The 17,624-nt window shown below is 65.7% G+C and carries 13 protein-coding genes and 1 pseudogene; 7 read left to right on the forward strand and 7 right to left on the reverse strand.

The window, feature by feature from the left end; genetic code table 11:
* Positions 1 to 352: 352 nt before the first annotated feature.
* The 3 genes from HOY34_RS06755 to HOY34_RS06765 are packed head-to-tail and all read right to left on the reverse strand — an operon-like array spanning position 353 to position 3,808.
* Positions 353 to 2,332, reverse strand: coding sequence for a PP2C family protein-serine/threonine phosphatase (locus tag HOY34_RS06755; protein ID WP_172361128.1), 1,980 nt, complete (start codon positions 2,330 to 2,332; stop codon positions 353 to 355).
* A complete protein-coding gene (locus tag HOY34_RS06760) occupies positions 2,329 to 3,123 on the reverse strand; it encodes a hypothetical protein (RefSeq protein ID WP_172361130.1) in 795 nt (264 codons plus the stop codon). The genes HOY34_RS06755 and HOY34_RS06760 overlap by 4 nt, the downstream gene beginning before the upstream one ends.
* Positions 3,107 to 3,808: a hypothetical protein gene (locus HOY34_RS06765; protein ID WP_172361132.1), complete on the reverse strand. Its 702-nt coding sequence runs from the start codon at positions 3,806 to 3,808 to the stop codon at positions 3,107 to 3,109. The genes HOY34_RS06760 and HOY34_RS06765 overlap by 17 nt, the downstream gene beginning before the upstream one ends.
* Before the next feature lie 185 nt (positions 3,809 to 3,993).
* Here HOY34_RS06765 and HOY34_RS06770 point away from each other — a divergent pair, with 185 nt between their 5' ends.
* From HOY34_RS06770 to HOY34_RS06800, 7 genes and pseudogenes are all read left to right on the forward strand, one after another.
* Positions 3,994 to 6,336, forward strand: coding sequence for an MFS transporter (locus HOY34_RS06770; protein ID WP_172361134.1), 2,343 nt, complete (start codon positions 3,994 to 3,996; stop codon positions 6,334 to 6,336).
* Positions 6,333 to 7,328, forward strand: coding sequence for an ABC transporter substrate-binding protein (locus HOY34_RS06775; protein ID WP_172361136.1), 996 nt, complete (start codon positions 6,333 to 6,335; stop codon positions 7,326 to 7,328). The genes HOY34_RS06770 and HOY34_RS06775 overlap by 4 nt, the downstream gene beginning before the upstream one ends.
* Positions 7,329 to 7,970 carry a hypothetical protein gene (locus tag HOY34_RS06780; protein ID WP_172361138.1) on the forward strand — a complete coding sequence of 214 codons (642 nt, stop codon included), beginning with the start codon at positions 7,329 to 7,331 and terminating at the stop codon, positions 7,968 to 7,970.
* A pseudogene (locus tag HOY34_RS22010) lies at positions 7,967 to 8,593 on the forward strand (alanine racemase); the annotation flags it as partial. The gene HOY34_RS06780 and the pseudogene HOY34_RS22010, both read left to right, overlap by 4 nt.
* Positions 8,594 to 8,670: 77 nt before the next feature.
* A complete protein-coding gene (locus HOY34_RS22015) occupies positions 8,671 to 9,066 on the forward strand; it encodes an alanine racemase C-terminal domain-containing protein (protein ID WP_253944252.1) in 396 nt (131 codons plus the stop codon).
* Positions 9,066 to 9,488, forward strand: coding sequence for an ATP-binding protein (locus HOY34_RS06795; protein WP_172361142.1), 423 nt, complete (start codon positions 9,066 to 9,068; stop codon positions 9,486 to 9,488). Before HOY34_RS22015 ends, HOY34_RS06795 begins: the two co-directional genes overlap by 1 nt.
* Positions 9,485 to 9,817, forward strand: coding sequence for an STAS domain-containing protein (locus HOY34_RS06800; RefSeq protein WP_216654668.1), 333 nt, complete (start codon positions 9,485 to 9,487; stop codon positions 9,815 to 9,817). The genes HOY34_RS06795 and HOY34_RS06800 overlap by 4 nt, the downstream gene beginning before the upstream one ends.
* On the opposite strand, the gene HOY34_RS06805 is transcribed toward HOY34_RS06800, so the two are convergent.
* The 4 genes from HOY34_RS06805 to HOY34_RS06820 are packed head-to-tail and all read right to left on the reverse strand — an operon-like array spanning position 9,814 to position 16,773.
* Positions 9,814 to 12,714 carry an ATP-binding cassette domain-containing protein gene (locus tag HOY34_RS06805; protein WP_172361144.1) on the reverse strand — a complete coding sequence of 967 codons (2,901 nt, stop codon included), beginning with the start codon at positions 12,712 to 12,714 and terminating at the stop codon, positions 9,814 to 9,816. The two genes, HOY34_RS06800 and HOY34_RS06805, sit on opposite strands and share 4 nt — an antisense overlap.
* The gene (locus HOY34_RS06810) at positions 12,711 to 14,852 is read right to left on the reverse strand and encodes an ATP-binding cassette domain-containing protein (protein ID WP_172361146.1); all 2,142 of its coding nucleotides are present in this window, start codon (positions 14,850 to 14,852) and stop codon (positions 12,711 to 12,713) included. Before HOY34_RS06810 ends, HOY34_RS06805 begins: the two co-directional genes overlap by 4 nt.
* Positions 14,849 to 16,138 (reverse strand): NHLP bacteriocin system secretion protein, encoded by a 1,290-nt coding sequence (locus HOY34_RS06815; RefSeq protein ID WP_172361148.1) that lies wholly within the window; start codon positions 16,136 to 16,138, stop codon positions 14,849 to 14,851. The genes HOY34_RS06810 and HOY34_RS06815 overlap by 4 nt, the downstream gene beginning before the upstream one ends.
* Positions 16,139 to 16,185: 47 nt before the next feature.
* Complete coding sequence (locus HOY34_RS06820; RefSeq protein ID WP_172360730.1) at positions 16,186 to 16,773, reverse strand: hypothetical protein; 588 nt, start codon at positions 16,771 to 16,773, stop codon at positions 16,186 to 16,188.
* Between the last annotated feature and the right edge of the window lie 851 nt (positions 16,774 to 17,624).

A 17,624-nucleotide genomic window follows, 5' to 3' on the forward strand; every position in this document is an offset into this window, starting at 1 on the left:
CCTTCCCCCGAGCATCATCAGACCCCGCTGGATCAGTGCGCCCCCGGGCGAGATCGCGCGGCCCGGGAAGAACCAGGAATGCGAACGCGACAGCGCAACGGACGACACGCACGTCAAAACTGCCCTTTCCTGGCTGAAAGAAGCGCAGCTGATGACGCGGGCAAAAAACCGCGTTCAGGTCTTCCCCGCCTCAATGATGAGGCGCACAGTTGATGAGGCGAAGGCAGGTCTCGCAAGGGCCAATCTGACCGAAAGCGTGCGCGATGACATAGCGATGACGGTTTTCATCCATATGGGCATGCGGCGTGTTTCGGGCCAACGTCTTTCGGACGGGGCTTTGGCTGCGTTCAGTTCACCGACCGCCTGTCATATGCTGCAGCGCAAGCACCGTTATGTCATCGGCCTGATCCGATCCCGCCGCAAATCGCTCCAGATCGGCCAGCAGGGTTTCAAGCAGCGTCTCCGGCCCCTGATCATGCGCGGCCTGTGCCAGAGCGATCAGTCGCGCCTCGCCATAAAGCGCTTCGCCGGGATCGGTCGCTTCTGTCACACCGTCTGTATAGGTCAGCAGCAGATCCCCTGGCGCCAGCACCAGCCGCGCCGCGCTGAACTGCTCACCGCCCATGACCGCAAGCGCCATATCGCCGGTCAGCGGCAAAAGAGCGGGCGCCCCTCCGTGGCGGCACAGCAGCGGCGGATTGTGCCCGGCATTCACATAGTCCAGCACACCGCTGCGCGCATCGTAAATGCCGAAGAACAGCGTGACGAACAGCATCTGGCCATTCTCGGCCTCAAGGATATCGTTCACCCGACGCACACAGCGCGCCGGATCCGCCTCATATGGGGCGGTGGCGCGCAAAAGCGTCCGGCAGATGGCCATGAACAGCGCCGCCGGCACCCCCTTGCCCGAGACATCACCGATCATCAGCACATAACGATCTGCATCCAGCGCAAAGAAATCGAAGAAATCGCCCCCCACTTCTTTGGCCGGGATCATTTTGCCCGCAATGCGATGGCCTGGCACATCGGGGAAGGTCTCGGGCACCATCGAGAGCTGCACATCCCTTGCGATAGAGAGCTCCTGCTCCAGCCCGGCCAGACGGGCGCGGGTGACCAGCGCCTCGCGCAGCTCGGCAATCATCCCGGTCAGTTGCTGATGCTGCCCCTCGATCCGGCGCGACAGATGCCCCAGAACAGAGGCCAGCAGCCCCAGTTCGTCGCGCGGCGCACCGTCCTGGCCGCGCCCGGCCTCAAGAAGGTCCAGCATCTCGTCCCGTCCCCCGCTGTCCAGCGCCGAAGCCAGTTTGCGGATCTCGGCCCGGATCAACCTTTCCTGGCGTTGCTGGCGGCGGCTGGATTGCAGCTGGATCTCTTCGATCCGGCGACGGTTTCGGCCGGCTGTCTCAACCGCCTGCTGCAGGGACGGCGTGCCACTGCCCTGCGCCGCGCCCTCGTTCAGGCAGATCAGCGCCGCGTTCAGGGGGCGCAGCTGCTGGCCTGTGATCAGGGCGGCGAGCAGACCGATCAGCGCAGCCAGGCCCAGCCAGGGCAGGGTCGCAGGCAGGGGTGGCAAAGGATAAAATCCGCTGAGCTGCGCCACCTGCCGCCCGTCAAATCCGTAGACCGGCGTGCCCAGCCAGAGCGTCTTTTCCTGCCATTCCACCGCTGGCTGCCGCAAGACGCCTGCCATTTCGGCACCCGCCTCCTGGTCGGTCTCGCCAGCGGTCGGCACCACCCGCCCCCGCAGGTCGCGCAGGGTTAAGCTCTGCGCCCCAAGCTGCGCCTGCAGCCCCGCAAACATCGGCCCGGCAGGCGCGGCCAGCAGAAGTGTGACCCTGCCCTCGTCACTTTCCCATGTCCTTGCGACCAGGATCACGGGGCCCCGCCCCGGGCCGAGCGGCGAGCCGAGTCCCGAGGCAAGTCCCGGGCCGAGCCAAAGCCCCTGGCCCTGCCCCGCATCCAGCAGATCCCTGAGACTGAAGCGGTCAAGCAAGGGGGCCTGCCCCCCCGCCGAAGCAAAAAGCAGCCCCCCCGCGCTGTCGTAAAACTCCGCGATCAGATCGGGGCGGGTCGCCAGCGCCCCGCGCATCGCACCGACAAGGCCCGTGCGCCCTGTCGGATCCTCGGGCAGCGCGGCCTGCAGCCAGGCGGCCAGATCCCGTGCTGCGCTCTGGCTGGTGCTGGCCATCAGCCCGGCCTGATCTTGCAAAAGCCGGTCCGAAAGGGCGCGGCTGACCACGGCGGTCTGCCGCTGCCCGGCATAAACCAACGCCGCCGCCACCAAGGCCAGCGCGGCGCAGAGGGTCAGGATCAAACGGTTCTGCAAAGTCATCCGCGCCCTGTCCGATCCTTGTCCGCAAAGGTCCAGGCAGGCAGCCCGGCCATGACCTGATCAACCTGCGCGCTCAGCCTGCCGTCATGGTCAATCGCCTTCAGCCCCCCGGCAAGGTCCTGCAACAGGTTGTAACGCAGGTTCAGAGGCTCCAGCCGGGACCGCAGGGCGACCAGGGCGTAATCGCCTGGCAAGGTGCCGCCCGCCAGAGAGGGCCCCGGACGGAAGTCCCCCACCTTCAGCGCCGCCAGCCGCCGTTCAAACCGCCGCTCTGAACGCTGCAGGGCCCTTGCGGCGCTGAGCTGATACCAGGATGCCGCCAGCAGCCCGGCCAGCGCCGCGATCCCCAGCACCCTTGCCAGCCTGGCGGGCCGGGTCAGCGGATGCTGTGGCGGCGTGCTGTAAAAGCGGATCCGCGCGTCTTCACCGGGCAAGTTCAGGCTTCGCTCGTCCGGCCTGTCACCGGAACGGCTTTCGCCTGTCTGAAACACCTCGCCGTTCAGCGTAAGATCAATGCGGGTCACGCCGGGCAGCCGCCCGCGCAGGTCTTCCAGATAGGCCCCGATCCCCGGCAGCCTGTCCAGCGGCACGCCATGTTCAGACCCGCGGCGCAGGCTGGCCCCGACAAGACTGCTGGCAGTATCGATCAGCCCGGCCTGATCCGGGGCCACCGCCTCGTTCAGTCGGGCCGTTGTCAGCAACGACAGGCTGGCCCCCGCGACAGCCATCAACAGAAAAACCGCAAGTCCGAGGGAAAGCGCCATCCGGCGCGGATCAGCTGCGCCTGTCATCCCGTTCCTCATCCGCCCCAGCAAGCTGTTGTGACAATTGGTCGAGGCGGTCTTCGGCAGCCAGGATCTGCGCCGCGACCCTGCGCCCCTCGTCAGCCGCCTCGCCGCTGCGCCCCTCCAGCCCGGCGACGAAAGCATCCGCGCGCCGCCCTGCCCCGCGAAGGGAACCGGCGCCAAGAAAAAGCCCCGCCCCGATCACAAGCGCAAGGCCGATGAAAAACAGCCGATCAAGCCCCTGCGCCAGATCGGCCGGCAAGACCTCTCCTGCGCTGTTCAGCCGGATAAAACCTGCCTCTTCGCCCAGATTGTTCTGCAGGATCATCCCCGGCCCGGCCCGCAGCTGCGCCAGAAAATCAGCCTCGGCGCGATCACCGATCAATGCCCTGTCTGTGCTGAAAAGCGTCACGCCATCCGGCGCATAAACCCCGATCGACCGGATCGACGGATCATCAGCCTGAACGGCCTCCAGCACCCCCTGGATTGCGTCGATCTCGCCAAGCGCATAGCCGTATGACAGCTGCGCCTCGATCTGCGCCGCGAGGGTCTGCAGCCGAAAACCGACATGCAGGTCATGCTGTGAGGCCGCGTCCCGCAGGGCCTGTTGCCGCATGGGAAACCAAAGCGCCAGCAGGCCAAGCGCCAGGATCAGCGCCAGTCCCGCCCCGATCTGCAAACGAAGCCACATCTTCCGCCCTCATCTGTGGCCAATAGCCGCCGCTCCGGGAGTGATCAGAATATCACCCTGATCTGTCGGCCTCGCCTTGAAAATGTCAAGGTAGTGCCGGAAAATGGCTTGTGACATCAGTGGTTAGTCATTGTGGGTTTTCAATATCTTTCACCTGTCCTCCCGGATCCGGATTCTGAATTCCAATGGCTTCCTCCTTTATGCGCCTGCTTGCTTTTCTGGCCGTTCTGCTGGCAGGGGGCCTGGGTCTTGCGGGCTGGATGGGGCTTTCGACCCTGTCCCGCGCCGCCCAGGACATGACCGAGGGCGCAATCCGTCTGACGCTTGATGACATCGCGCGCAGCATCACCGCGCAGGACGCGCTTGGCATCCGGCCCGGCCAGCAACCTGAACTGGCACGGCTGATCGAGGCCGAGGCGCGGGATTCCGGTGATCTCTGGCAAATCCGTCTCAGGGACCGGACCGGGGCGCTTTTGCTTGAGAGCCCGCCACAGGGCGATGCCCCCGGGCGCCTGCAAATCGTGACGCAGGTGGTCAGTGACGACCTTGGCAATCCCCTCGCAGAGCTGAACGCCCTTTATGACGGGACGGCGCAGCAAAAGCAGACAGCCTCGCTTTCCCGAAGCCTGATCGGGCCCGGCATCCTGCTGTGGCTGGGGCTGACCGGCATCACGGCGCTGGTGTTGCGGGCGGTCACCGGCATCGGCGGGGCGGGGCGGCCACCTGCCAGTCTGCCACCTGCCACTCTGCGCCCTGCTCATCTGCGCCTGCGGATCGCGCTGCTGCTGGCGACGCTGCTTATGGTCAGCAGCCTTGCGCTTTCGGCCCTTCTCTTTTTGCGCGGGTCAGAGCTGCTGGCGCCCGGTCAGATGCAAAAGGCCGACCGTCTGGCGCTTTCGCTGGCCACCAAGGTCGAGCGCGCGCTTGAACTGGGGATCCCGGCAGCCGCGCTGCGCGGCGTCCCCGAGCTGCTGGAGGAAACCCGCGCCGACAACCCCGATCTGGCGCAGATCCGGCTGGAGCTGCAGGGACTTGCCCCCTCGACAGCCGGCCACCGCCCGGCGGACGCGACAGAGGTATCCCGCCCGATCCGCAACCCCGGGGCGGGCGGCGGCGAGGATCCGGGCCAGATCGTGGTCACGCCCGATCCGGCGTTTCTGGCGCGCAATATGATCGGGATCGCAGTTGATCTGGCGATCATCACCCTGGTTATTACGCTGATCGGCCTCGAACTCATTGGGGCGGTGCCTGGTATCCTGCCCAATGGCCAGCCCGGCGCTATGTCTGCTGGCGGCAGGGATCAGGCAGCGACGGGCGCAATCCGCGCGCCCCTTTTCCTGTTCATGTTCGCGCAGGAACTGTCGCGCCCCTTTCTGCCAGCCCGCGCGATAGAGCTTTCGGGCGATACCGGCTGGCTCAGCCCGGGGCTGGCGGCAAGCCTGCCGCTCAGCGCCTTTATGGCGGTGGTGGCGCTGCTGCAGCTGCCGCTCGCCACCCGCTCGGCCCTTTGGGGCCGCGGCATATCGTTTCGCATAGGTGCGCTGACCGGCGCGGCGGGCTTTTTCCTGAGCGCACTGGCCAGCGGACCATTGGGGCTGATCGGGGCGCAGATCACGGCAGCCATCGGCTTCGCCCTGGTCTTTGTCAGCTGCCAGGGGCATATCCTTGACACATCTGCCGGGCCCGGGCGGGTGGCAGGGCTTGCAACAATGGTCGGCGCGATCATGGTGGCCGGGCTTTGTGGCCCGGCGGTGGGCGGTATGGTCGCTTCGGCCTTCGGGGCAGAGGTGGCTTTTCTGCTGATGGCGCTGATTGCCCTTGCCGCACTTGCCATAGGCTGGCGCACAATCCCGCCGAGATCCTCTGCCCCGCCCCGGGACGCGGCCCGGGAGCCTGTTGGCCGCCGGTCATTCACCCCCGATCTGACGCTGGTCGCGCTGCTGGCGGGCTGTGCGCTGCCGGCCAAGATCCTGCTCTTTGCCACCTGCTTCTATCTGATCCCGCTGCAGATGGCCGCCGAAGGGGCCAGCCTGCTGGAGATCGGACGGATGCAGATGATCTATCCCATTGTCACCGTGCTGATGATCCCCGGCCTGTCACAGCTGTCACGCCAGCTCGACAGGCGCCTGCCCTTCGTGCTGGCAGGGGCGGCCCTGGCGGCCCTGGCGCTTGGGCTGCCGATGTTTTCCGGCGGTGATCCGGTGCCCTTTGTGGTGCTGGCGGTGCTGCTCGCTGGCTTTGGCCTCGCGCAGTCGCTTTCGATCACGCCCCAGGCCGCGCTGGTCGGCGAAATCGCCCGTGCCCGCCCCGGCAGCGATGAAAACCGCGCCTATGGGCTTTACCGCCTGATCGAACGGGCTGGCAGCGCGCTAGGCCCGGTGATCGGCGCGCTTATCCTGCCGGTCTTCGGCTTCGCGGGAAGCCTCGGGCTGCTGGCGGGCCTCAGCCTCTCTGGCGCGCTTGTCTTCGCGCTTGTCTTCATTGTCAGCCGAGGCAAAGATCAGCCTGCCGAAAGGACCATGATATGACCTCCCGCCGCCAGTTCCTTGCCGCGCTTCCGCTTTCGCTGGGCCTGTCCCTTGCGCCCGCGCGGGCCAGGGGGCGCAAGCGCATCGTGATGATCACCTTCCGCGGCGAAACCGAGGTCGAGCGCGGCTTTCGCGACTATCTTGCCGCGCACGGCCCTGAGACAGAGCTGATCCACCGTGACCTCTCGCGTGACATCAGCAATCTTGCTGCGGTGATCGACGAAATCCGCGCCCTTGCCCCCGATCTGATCTACACCTGGGGCACGCCCGCGACGCTGGGCGTGGTCGGCCCCTGGGATCAGATCGATCCTGCGCGTCATATCACCGATATCCCTGTGGTCTTCGCATTGGTCGCAGCCCCGGTCGGGGCAAAGATCAGCCAGAGCCTGCAGGGGTCAGGGCGCAATGTGACGGGCGCGGTCCATGTGGTGCCCATCGCCGCACAGATGCGCGCGATGCGCGGCTACCGTGATTTCAGCCGTTTTGGCCTTCTCTACAGCGAGAACGAGCCCAATTCCCGGGCGCTGCTGGCCGAGCTGCAGGCCTGGGCCGAGGGCGAACAGCTCAGCCTGCGGGCGCTGCCTTTCCACAGCGCCCCCGATGGCAGCCCCGACGACAAGGGGCTGGAAGATCTGGTCCGGGATCTGGCCGGGTCGGGCGCCGAGTGGCTTTACTATCTGCCCGACACCTTCCTTGGCCAGCATTACAGCCGTGTCAGCGCGGCGGCGCTTGCGGCCCGCCTGCCGACCTTTGGCGCCGCCGAGCTGGCCATCCGCGAAGGCGGCGCGCTTACCGGACTGATCAGCCGCTATTATTCGGTCGGCCAGCTTGCCGGGCAAAAGGCGGTGGCCATTCTGTCAGAGGGGGCCGATCCCGGTCAGCTGCCCATCGAAACGCTGAGCCGCTTCTCCCTTATCATCAATATGTCCGTGGCCCGCGCGCTTGAGGTCTATCCGCCGCTTGCGATGCTGGACTATGCGGAGCTGATCTAGATGCAAAAGGAAACGCATCCGCTTGACCTGCGGGGGCTGAAGCGCGGGGATGCCGGATCTGTGCAGGTGCTGCATGACCTGGTGCTTGCCGGGCTGAACCGGCCAGACTGGGTGCGCCCCGAAGCCCCGGACTTTTTCGCCCCCGTGCTGGAGGAAGGCCTGAGCCTTGGTCTTTTCGCGGGGGACAGCCTGCAGGGCTATGCGCTTTTGCAACGCCGGCTGGAGCCGGGCGACGATCCCGGTCCAAAGATCGGGCTGGCGGGAAAGGCCTTCGGCAAGCTCTGCGGCTGCAGCGTCGCGCCCGCCTGGCGCGGATATGGTGCGCAGGCACAGTTGTCACGCGCCCGCATCGCGCTTGGCAGATCAAACGGGCTGACCCGCTTTTTTGCCACCGCCGCCCCCGGCAATGTCGCAAGCTGGCTGAGCCTCCTTCGGGCCGGGATGAGCATCGCCACCCTCGGCGAGAAATATGGCGGCAGCCTGCGCTATACGCTGGTGCTGACCGAAGGCGAGGCCTTCGGCGCGGGCACCTGGTGCGACAGCCATAACCTGGCAGAGCAAAGCCGCCTGCTCGATCAGGGCTGGCGCGGCACGGATGCACAGGATGGCAGGATCCTCTTTCACCGCTGGCGGCTGATATGAAACCCCTGCGCGCCACGCTCGAAATCAATCTGGCGGTCATCGCCGAGAACTACCGCCATCTTCGTGAGGTCTATGGCGGCCCCGTCTATGCGGTGTTGAAACGCGATGCCTATCAGCTGGGGCTGCGCCGGATCGCCCCGCTTCTGGCGCAGGCCGGTGCGCCCGGCTTTTTCGTCGAGACCCTGGCCGAGGCGCGGCTGCTGAAAACCGCCCTGCAGCGCGCCGGCAACTGGCCTTGCGAGGTCTATGTCCTCACCGGATTTGGCGGGCATCCCCCCCGCGCCTTTGCGCAAAGCGGCCTTATCCCGATGCTGTCCACCCGGCAGGAGGTTCGGCTGGCGGCAGGCTGGCCGGGGCTTGAGGTCGGGCTGATCCTGGAAACCGGGCTTGGCAGGCCCGGCCTGACCCCGGCGGATATCGAGGCCTCGGCCAGCGTGCTTGCGCAGTTGCGGATCCGCCATGTGATGAGCCATCTGGCCGATATGAACCAGCCCGAGGCCCCGCGCAATCAGGCGCAGCGCGCGGCCTTCCTGCGCATGGCCACGGCTTTTCCGAAGGCCGGAACCAGCCTTGCCTCTTCGGCCTTTGCCTTTGCCGGACCGGCCTGGCGGATCGGCGCGGCGCGGCGCGGGCAGGCAGCGCGATCCTTGGCACCCGCCATGTCGAAAACCCCGCCTATCAGACCCGCCCCGCCACAAGAATGCTGGCGCCTGTTCTGGCGGTCACGCCCCATCCGGCAGGTCAGGTTCTGGGCTACAGCGGGTTTCGGCTGGCCCGCGACAGCCGGATCGCGAGCCTCGCCCTTGGCTATGCCGATGGCCTGCCCGAGGCCTTCTGGCAAAACGCGCCACAGCTGCGGATCGCGGGGCAGAACTGCCCGGTATTGCCGGATCTTTCGATGATGCAGTGTTTCGTCGATGTGACCGATCTGCCCGCCGCGGCCGTCACCCCAGGCACCGAGGCCGAGGTTTTCGGAACCGCGCCGGACCTGAACCATTTTGCCGCCGGGCTCGGGCTGAAGCCGAATTATCTGCTGACACAGATCGGCGGCCTGTGTCATCGCCGCTATGTCACCCACCTGCCCGGAGACTGCTGATGCCGCTGCTGCTAAAGCCTGACCTGACTGCGCTTAACCAGCTTGCGGCGGCGGTAGAGGATTTCGCCGCATCGCATCAGCTGCAGCCCAGTGATGCCATGCGGCTCAATCTGGTGCTGGATGAGCTTTTTACCAATGCCGTGGATTATGGCCGCCAGCCCGAAGGCAGCCTGATCGCAATCACCCTGACGCGGAGCCCCGGCCAGACCCTTGTCACGATGGAAGATCAGGGCATTGCCTTTGATCCGCTTGACATTCCGCCGCCCGATCTTGAGGCCGCGCTTGAGGATCGCCCCATCGGCGGGCTGGGGATCCATTTTCTGATGACATTCATGACCGATCTGGCCTATCGCCACAGCGAGGGGTTGAACCGCCTGAGCTTTCGCCAGATCGACAGCCCCCCCGGGACGGAGACCGAATGATGCAGATTGAGGAACATGACCTGGCAGGTGTGCTGGTGGTTGCCCCCTCGGGGCGGCTCGACAGCAACAGCGCCCCTGTGCTGGACGCCGCCCTTTCCGGCCCCGCCAAAGCGCGCGACAGGCTGGTCGTCGATCTGACGGGGGTCGATTATGTCAGCTCTGCCGGGCTGCGCATCCTTCTGAAGACCGCAAAGCTTGCACGGGCCTCGGGCCAGCGGCTGGCGCTTGCGGGCCTGACGGCATCGGTGCGCGAGGTCTTTGACGTCTCTGGCTTTACGAAGCTTTTCACCATCGCCGAAACCGCCGGCGCGGCGGCCGAGAGCCTTTAACCCAACTGCCCGGCCACCAGGGCGTGATACCGCCCCTTTGCCGCCATCAGACTGTCATGGCTGCCCTGTTCGACGATCTGACCGCGGTCCAGCACCAGGATGCGGTCGGCATGGCGCACGGTGGAAAGCCGATGCGCCACAAGGATCCGCGTGGCGCCAAGCCGCCCGATATGTGCCATGATCCGGGCCTGCGCCGGACCGTCAAGCGCGCTTGTCGCCTCATCCAGCAAAAGGATCGCCGGATTGGCAAGGAAGGCCCGCGCAAGCGCGATACGCTGCACCTGGCCGCCGGACAGCGTGCGGCTGGCATCGGTCAGCAGGGTGTATAGCCCCATCGGCATCGCCCTGATCTCACTGTCGATGGCCGCCTGGTGCAAGGCGGTCCAGATCGCGGCTTCATCGGCCTCTCTGGTGCCGCGCACCATTTCGGCAATCGTGCCCGGGGCCAGGCGGTCATCTTGCAGCACCGCGCCGATCTGGCTGCGACAGGCGTTCAGATCCAGGCCGCGCAGGTCATGGCCATCCAGATAGATCGCGCCCGACGAGGGCTGCTCCAGCCCCAGCAACAGCTGCAACAAGGTGGTTTTGCCGCTGCCCGAGGGACCAACAATCGCCACCATTTCCCCCTGCCCGATCTTCAGCGAGAGCCCCCGGAACAGCACCGGCTGGTCGGCCCGCTGAAAGCTGACATTCGCAAGCTCGATCCGGCCTTCAAGGGTGCCCGGATGGGTCAGCCCCCTGCGCGCCTCGGGCTGTGCGTCAAGCAATTTGCGACCAAAGGCCCAGCCGGGCCGGGCCATCAAAAGGCCAAGCATACCGCGCATGATCTGGCTGACGCTGATCAGCACAGCGCCAAAGGCGGTGATGACCGCCATGCTTCCCGCCAGCCCAGGCGCCGAGGCCGGATCGGCCGCTGCCCGATGCAAAAGGGCAAAAAGCGCGATGCTCGCCAGCAGCGGAAAGGCGGTCAGCCAGATCTCCAGCAGATTGGCCACCCGTCGCGCCGCCACCGATTTTTCCCGCAAAGCCGCGTAGCGCTCTGCCCAGATCAGCAGCAAGCGCTCTTCTGCGGCAGCGGTTCGCAGTTTCGCAAGGCCGTTCACCATCTGCAGCATCAGCGAATCCGCCGTGCCCGCCAGCGCCTCGCCCTGGCCAAAGGCGCGCATCTGCGCCCAGGCGGCCAGCCAGCCAATCAACAGATGAAGGGCCAGCAGCACCGCAAGCAGGATCGCCGTCGCCCAGGACTGCATAGCAATCACCCAGAGGCTGGAGAAAAGCAGCCCCAGCAGACCGGCAAAGGCAAAACCAAAGGTCGAAACCGTGGTCAGCGCGCCGGTGCTGCCGCTGGCAAAGGCATTCACATCTGCGCTGGAATACTGGCGGTGCCAGCTGATGGGCAGGCGGCAGATCCGGTCCCAAAGCCCGCGAAAACTGTGATGGTTCAGACGCGCCATCGCGCGCTGCTGCGCCCGGCCGCTGGCAATCGTCAGCAGGAAACCGCAAAGCGCGATGGCGGCGATAATCATCGCCAGCGGCAAAAGCTGATCGCGCCGCGCCGCCGGAACCACAAGGCTGAAGACCGCATTGGTGGCCAGGGGCAAGACCTGCCCCAGCAACCCGCCCAGCACCACCGCCACAAGATAGCCGGAGATATCACGCCCCGAACCGCGCAGCCCCTGCCCTGTGACCGACAGGAAATCAGGCTTCGCCCCAAGATCGGCAAAGATCTGCGCGGCCGGCCCCTCAAAGTCGGCGGCGCGGCTGGCATCAAGGCGCAGGCTCTCGCCCGCCGCCCCCTGCAACTGATAGGCGCCGCGCTGCCAGAGCGCGGAAAAGGGGGTCCCATCGGCATCGCGCAGCAGAAGATCGCCCAGATCGCGGCGCCACCACCCCGGCCCAAGCGGCACCGGCTGCACCGAGAACCCCGAGGCGCGCGCGATTTCATCCAGCGTGAAAGCCCGATCCATCTGCCCCCGGCTGGCCCGTGCCGGGCGCTGCAGCGGCACCCCGATCCGCGCGGCAAGCCGCCGCAGAACCTGCAGGAGCGGCTCTTCCGTCTTTTCCGGGATCAGGGGGGCAAGGCGGTGCCCAAGCAGCCTGCCAAGGCGCAGCCGCGACTGGCCGCGATCGGTTTCGTCGGCCGCGCTGCGGGCGGCGATACGATTGTGCTCATCTGCATCGGCAAAGCCGCGCAAAAGCGGCAGCAATTCGACCATAGCGGCGTTGAAAGCCGCAACCGCCTCTTTCCAGGCAGGATCGGAGAACCCGTCCTCCCAGGTCTGCACCGTGATCTGACCCGCGCCTTCAAGGGCAATCCAGGCAGCTTCGGGCAGGGCGATGCGGCCAAAGACCGGCTCGATGCCGAACAAAAGCCCGCCTTCGGGTGGCAGATCGCACCAGACCGTGCCTGCCCCGGTCATCAGAATCTGCCCGGCCGCGACGGCATGCTGCCCCGCGACAGGCAACAGATCGGCGCGGGGGTGCGGCACGATCAGGTGATGCGCCGCACGTGCAAGCGTGCCAAGCCAGCAGGCGATCCCCGCAGCCAGCACCTGGTTCGGGCTGTCCAGCATCGCAGGCGGCAACCGCCAGAACTGCGCGTCCGGGCCCGGGATGGCCACGACGCCCGCCGGCCCCATCAGGCCCTCGGGCAGACCAAAAAGCACCGTCTCGGCCGGCAGCATGCCCAGCGGCAGCCGCGCCTCGCCCGCGGGCGCATGGAAAAGATCGGCGCTGCCCGACAAAACGACATAAAGCGCCTCCGGGTCATCAAGCGCAAGCGGGCTGGCGCCCAGCCATTCCGGCTCTGGCGCAGACGCGGACGCAGGCGCGGACGCGGACAGGGGCTGAGGCTGAGGCTGGGGTTGGGGTTGGGGCACGAGATCTGTATCGCTCAAGCGTCATGCTCCATCAGATGGCGGAAAGGGCCCGGGGCCGCGATCAGCGCATCGGGGGTGCCCTCCTGCACGATCCGCCCCTTTTCCAGCACCAGAACCCGGTCGACATGGCGCAGCGCAGACCAGCGATGCGCAATGACAATCGTGGTCAGGCCAAGCCCCGATATGCCGCGCATGACCCGCGCCTCGGTTTCCGCATCAAGGGCTGCGCTGGCCTCATCCAGGATCAGGATCCGCGGTTCGCGCAGCAAAGCGCGGGCGATTTCCAGACGGGCGCGCTGCCCGCCGGACAGCGTGGTGCCCCCCTCGTTGAGCATGGCACCGTATCCGCCGGGACGACGCAGGATGTCGTCATGCAGCCCGGCCGCCCTACAGGCTGCGATCACCCGTTCCTCGGGCTGGCTGCTGTCCCAGAGCGTGACATTCTGCCGGATGCTTGCCTGAAAGATCGCCGTGTGCTGATCCACGGATGCCAGCGAGGCGCGGAAGGTGTCGCGCGCAATTTCGGCAAGCGGCTGCCCGTCGAAGCGGATTTCCCCGGCCTGGGGCTGGATATGCCCGGCAATCAGCTGGCCAAGGGTGGATTTGCCGCTGCCCGAGCTGCCGACGATGCCCAGCCGCTCGCCGGGATAAAGCGTAAAGCTGATGTCCTGCAGCACCGGCTGATGCGCGGAATGTCCAAAGCTGACGCCCTGGAGCGAGATCGCGCCGCTCAGCTTGCCCGCCGCTCGCGCCGGCTGAGCGGGCGAATTGGTGAATTCGGCCGCCAGGGGGTGGTCAAGCGTGTCATCCAGCAAGCGCATGATCGCCAGCCCGTCCATGATGCCGCCCCCCAGCTGGATCAACTGGCCAAAGGGGGCAAAAAAGGCCATCATCAGCGCCTGAAAGGCAATCAGCGTGCCAATCGTGATCGCCCCGTCGATCACCTGCATCCCCCCCAGAAGCAGCACCGTCCCGGCGGTCAGCGTGGCGCTGAGCGCAGGCAGTGCCGCCAGCCAGAGCTGCGGCGCAGCGACCTCTTGCTGCAGATTGACGTATTGCGCATTGCGGGCGGCAAGGCGGCTGCGGAACAGATCCTGCTGCCCGCGTGCCGCCCAGGCCTCGATCATCTGCAGGCCCAGTTTGGCGAAACCCGCCTGGCCGGTCATCGCACCAGCCAGACGGCGGTTGGCATCGGTCAGACCACGGCTGACCCACAGGAAAGCCCCCAGGTTCAACAGCGCCGCCACGACCACCGGCAGGGTCAGAAGCGGGGCATAGACCAGCATCGCCATGAGATAGGCGCTGGCGGTGATCCCCGAAAGCAGCAAAAGCCCCAGCTGGGTCGAGATCAGCTGCCCCACCCGGTCATTGACCATGACCCGGCTGGCCACTTCGCCTGCATGGCGCTGCGCGAAGTAACTGAGCGGCAGATGCAGCACATGGCGCGCAAAGCCCAGGGCCCCGCGCAGCACCAGCGCTGTTTCAAGCCGCAGCATCACCTCGCGTTGCAGCCATGTCAGCGCCGCCATGACCAGGGCCGCCGCCAGCATCGCCAGCAAAAGCGGCACCAGCCAGCTGTCATGCCGCGCAATCAGCACCTGGTCGATGAAGATCTGGGTAAAGACCGGCACCATCAGCCCGGGAATGATCAGCGCCAGGGCCAGCATCACGCTGAAACCTATGGTTCCGCGCTGCCCGACAAGCCTCTGGCGCAACGCGGACCACAGCGAGGGCGCACGCCCGCCCTTCGCAAAGCCGGGGCCCGGCGTCAGTTCCAGCAGAATGCCCGTAAACCCCTCATCGAGTTCCCGGAGCGATATGCTGCGCGGGCCGGTGGCCGGATCATTGATCCAGGCCTTCCCGCCCCGGATCCCTTCGAGCACAATGAAATGGTCCATCCCCCAATGCAGGATGGCAGGATGGCGCAGGCGGGACAGTTCCGCCGGCTCCGTGCGGCTGGCTCTGACCTCAAAGCCCAGACCCCGCGCCGCGCGCGCGATCCCCGCCGCCGAGGCCCCATCGCGCGAGACATTGCACAAAAGCCGCAATTCCTCGAGCGTCTTCCACAGCCCCCAATGGCCGCAAAGAATGGCAAGGACCGCCGCCCCGCATTCCGTGCTTTCCATCTGCAAAACGGTGGGCGTGCGCCGCATCATGGCGCGCCTTCGGCCTGCACTGCCGTGAAATCGGTCTCAAGCCCGCGCAGCGCCTGGACGGCAAGCGCGGCCAGCGGCAGTTCCGAAAGGGTAAACGTCACATCGGCAAGCGTGCCATTCTCGATCGCCTGCGCCTGCCCGTCCCGCATCGGCCGCGACCAGAGCGGCTGGCCCGCCGCATCGGTCATCAGCGCAATTTCAACCTCAAAGGGCGTATCGATCTGCTGCATAAAGCTTTCCAGCAGCCGATCATTTTGCAGCCGCCGCATCATCCCGGCCGAGGAAGCGGGCGTCTCAGACACCCGCGTGACGCGACCGCGCAGAAAGCCCTGCTCTTCACGCGCGGCCGACGCGGGCGAGATTTCGACCGGCATCCCATCGGACAGCCGCTTCGCCTCGAACCCCGGGACATAGGCAACCACGATCGGCGCGGTGTCCGGCTCGCGCTCCAGCGCGAGGATGGGCGTGCCATTCTGAACGATCTGGCCGATATTCGCCTTTATCTCCAGCACCCGCCCCGAGAAGGGCGACAGAATGGCCCCAAGGCGGGCGTGCTGGCTTTCCAGGGCGGCAAGCCGGCGGGCCGCCTCATCGCGTGCCAGTTCAGAGCGCAGCAGTTCCGCCTCGGCATCGATGCGCCTTGTGGTCCGGTCAGCCTCAAGCTGGGCGCGGCTGTCAGAAGCATCGGCCAATGCGCTTTCAACCGACATCAGATCGCTTTCCGCCAGCAGGAATTGCTCACGCGCGATATTGCCGCGCTCCATCAGCTGGCCGAGGTTCGCCAGCCGTTCGGCAAGACTGTCGCGCCTTGCGTCCAGGGTCAGGCCGCGCGCCTCAAGCGACTGCAGCCTTTGCGTCAGTGTCGCATCGAGGGCCGCCGCCTCACGCGACTGAAAGCGGGCCAGCTGATCATGGCTGCGCTTCGCATCCTCATAGCTGGCCCGGGCGGCCATAACCTCCAGCTCAAGTTCGGGCTGGTTGACCAGCGCAATCACCTGGCCGCTTTCGATCATCTGGCCGGGATGCAGGCTGATCCCGGTCAGCTGCCCGCTGGCCGTGGCGGCGACATCCATCACACCGCCCGCGGAAAGCACGATCCCCTTACCCGCCACCGTGACCGGCAGCCGGAATGCAAAGGTAAAGGCCAGGGCCGCAACACAAAGGCCCGCCAGCCCGAGACCGGCAAGCCAGAGCCTCGGTTGCATGACCTGCAAGGCGGCATCCTGCCCCTGGCGCCCGGCGGCGGCCCGCCGGGCCTTTTCACGAAAGAGATCGCCGGATGTCATGGCCGGAATGGCTCGCGCTCAGCAGTTTTAATCGCAGAAATGACGTCTCAGCGCATATTGCCGATGATCGAGGCCCGGCTGTCCTGCATTTTCTGGATGAAAGCTGTCATCATCTCGAAAGCCTGATTGCGCTTTGAATTCAGCTCCTGCAGTCGCAACATATCCATCTGCTGCGCATTGCTGAGGCTGTCAATCGTCGCCCTGACCGACACGATCAATGAATCGACCTCATCCTTCGTGATCAGACCGTCCTGGTCACTGTCGAGCGCCTGTCCCTCGCCAAGCACCCCCTCAAGAGCCGATATCGCCTCTTTTGCATCTGCAAGCGAGAGGGCCCCGTCTGCCGGCAGCTGATCCAGCGCTGCATTCAGGGCACCCAATGCGCCCAGCCCGTTATTCAGGGTTTCGATCTGTTTGTTCAGGTTTCGCACCTCGGTCAGCTGGTTCTGAAGCTGAGCATTCAGCAAGCCGGCACGTTGTTCCTGCACGGCCAACAATGCGGCCTCAAGATCCATATCGCCGAAGTTCGCGGCAAGCAAAACCTGCGTGGACGCACCAGCCGAGACGGAAGCTCCACCAACGACCGTTTCGAGTTCGGCATCAGAAAGCGGCTGTTTGTTTTGCTGTTCGGCCATAGAATATGCTCCCTGATCGGCTCATTCGCCCTCAATGCTACCCTGGATTGAGAGTTTTCAAAACAAAATAATCCTGAAATTTCTTCCCGCGCCAGGGCAATAAACTGCCTTCCCACCAAACGCTGCTATTGTGGCAGGCCCGGTCATTGCGAAGAGAATGATGGAGGTTCCGGACATTGATCTCGGCAAGACCCACCGCAACCTGGTCATCCAGGATGAAGGCCAGGCGGTTCTCTCCTGAGAAGGGACATAAGCCCCGATTGATGTCGCCTCTATATGCCCGGCCTTATGCGACGGTTCACAAAGAAGATGACCGTGATGCAAAGGCCATAGCCGCAGCCACGGCGCATCCGACGATGTCATTTGATGCATCCAACCCGAAGAGCCGCCTGATCTTCCGGCCCTGGGCCCTGCCCGAGAACGCCTGGTGTCTGACAGAACGCCCCCCCGACCGAGCGTGTCCGGGCTATGATTGGGGGCAAGGCAATCTGTGTAACGGTCCGTCGATGAAAGTGCTGAAGGACCAGGCCCGGGCGATAGAATGGAGGATAAATCATCGGGCTCTGCCCCGCCGGGTTGGCGGTGCGGGAAGCCCCTGGCGATCAAGGGCGACAATGGCCCGGATCATCAGTGCCATGCTGATGATCCGGGCCGGGAAGCAGGGCATTACCCTCAGTGGCATCCAGCCCGAAAAGCCACAGCCGAACGCTTATGCCGAGCGTTATGAACCGCACCGGGTTTGCCGGAGGCTCCAACTCCTGAGTAGGATGGAGCATCATGAGCAAGACGACGAACAAGTTTTCCGCTGAGGTTCGCGAGCGCGCTGTGCGCTTGGTTCTCGACAATGAAGG

Origin of the sequence: Pseudogemmobacter hezensis (assembly GCF_013155295.1) — a bacterium.
GTDB lineage: Bacteria > Pseudomonadota > Alphaproteobacteria > Rhodobacterales > Rhodobacteraceae > Pseudogemmobacter > Pseudogemmobacter hezensis.

Bases quoted from the DNA above. Each gene is read 5' to 3' on its own strand.
- HOY34_RS06755 (WP_172361128.1), bottom strand. From the start codon at position 2,332: ATGACTTTGCAGAACCGTTTGATCCTGACCCTCTGCGCCGCGCTGGCC.
- HOY34_RS06760 (WP_172361130.1), bottom strand. From the start codon at position 3,123: ATGACAGGCGCAGCTGATCCGCGCCGGATGGCGCTTTCCCTCGGACTT.
- HOY34_RS06765 (WP_172361132.1), bottom strand. From the start codon at position 3,808: ATGTGGCTTCGTTTGCAGATCGGGGCGGGACTGGCGCTGATCCTGGCG.
- HOY34_RS06770 (WP_172361134.1), top strand. From the start codon at position 3,994: ATGGCTTCCTCCTTTATGCGCCTGCTTGCTTTTCTGGCCGTTCTGCTG.
- HOY34_RS06775 (WP_172361136.1), top strand. From the start codon at position 6,333: ATGACCTCCCGCCGCCAGTTCCTTGCCGCGCTTCCGCTTTCGCTGGGC.
- HOY34_RS06780 (WP_172361138.1), top strand. From the start codon at position 7,329: ATGCAAAAGGAAACGCATCCGCTTGACCTGCGGGGGCTGAAGCGCGGG.
- HOY34_RS22015 (WP_253944252.1), top strand. From the start codon at position 8,671: ATGCTGGCGCCTGTTCTGGCGGTCACGCCCCATCCGGCAGGTCAGGTT.
- HOY34_RS06795 (WP_172361142.1), top strand. From the start codon at position 9,066: ATGCCGCTGCTGCTAAAGCCTGACCTGACTGCGCTTAACCAGCTTGCG.
- HOY34_RS06800 (WP_216654668.1), top strand. From the start codon at position 9,485: ATGATGCAGATTGAGGAACATGACCTGGCAGGTGTGCTGGTGGTTGCC.
- HOY34_RS06810 (WP_172361146.1), bottom strand. From the start codon at position 14,852: ATGATGCGGCGCACGCCCACCGTTTTGCAGATGGAAAGCACGGAATGC.
- HOY34_RS06815 (WP_172361148.1), bottom strand. From the start codon at position 16,138: ATGACATCCGGCGATCTCTTTCGTGAAAAGGCCCGGCGGGCCGCCGCC.
- HOY34_RS06820 (WP_172360730.1), bottom strand. From the start codon at position 16,773: ATGGCCGAACAGCAAAACAAACAGCCGCTTTCTGATGCCGAACTCGAA.